The 761-nt window shown below is 66.8% G+C and carries 2 protein-coding genes; both read left to right on the forward strand.

The annotated features are described in order from the left end of the window. The coding region (locus NKI47_RS34945; protein ID WP_352596389.1) for an SDR family NAD(P)-dependent oxidoreductase at window positions 1-498 on the forward strand (498 nt) is incomplete at its 5' end. Continuing rightward, on the forward strand, window positions 495-761 hold a 267-nt coding region (locus tag NKI47_RS34950; protein ID WP_352596391.1), incomplete at its 3' end, for an S-adenosylmethionine:tRNA ribosyltransferase-isomerase. The genes NKI47_RS34945 and NKI47_RS34950, both read left to right, overlap by 4 nt.

A 761-nucleotide genomic window follows, 5' to 3' on the forward strand; every position in this document is an offset into this window, starting at 1 on the left:
ACTGCCAGCCTCGGCGGGCTCGATGTCCTGATCAACAATGCGTCGAGCCTCGGCCCTGTCCCTCTGGCGCTCCTCGCCGATACCGAGTGCGAGGAGCTGGAAATGGCGCTCGCGGTCAATCTCGTCGGCGCCTTCCGGCTGACGAAAGCCCTGTTCGGTGCCCTTGCCGCGTCCGCACGCGAGGGCCGCGGCGCGCTGGTCATCAACATTTCCAGCGACGCCGCGGTGAACGCCTATCCCGGCTGGGGAGCATACGGCGCGAGCAAGGCCGCTCTTGCCCATCTGACGGCGATTTGGGACGAGGAGGCGAAAGCAGACGGCATCCGGTTCCTCGCGCTTGACCCCGGCGATATGGACACCCCACTGCACGCGCTCGCGATCCCTGATGCTGATCCGGCGACCTTGAAGCGCCCCGAGCAGGCAGCTGCCGAGATCATCAAAAAGATGCTCGACGCGTTGCCGGTCCGCTCTACCCTTCTGGCCGGAGCACATGGATGATTGCCGCCGATCGTCCCGATCGGCGCTCCGCCAGGCTGTTCGTCGTCGAGGCGGACGGCACGATGCGCGACCTGCCGCGAGCTGGACTCGCGACGCTGTTCAACCCCGGCGATCTGGTCGTCGCCAATGACGCCGCGACCTTGCCTGCCAGCTTGCACGGCACGCATGTCCCAAGCGGCGAGGCGATCGAGATCCGCCTGGCGGGCTGGCTGTCACTTCCCGATCCAACCCGTTTCGTGGCGATTGCCTTCGGCTCGGGCGAT

The organism is Mesorhizobium sp. M0633, from assembly GCF_040320645.1.
Classification (GTDB): Bacteria; Pseudomonadota; Alphaproteobacteria; order Rhizobiales; family Rhizobiaceae; genus Mesorhizobium.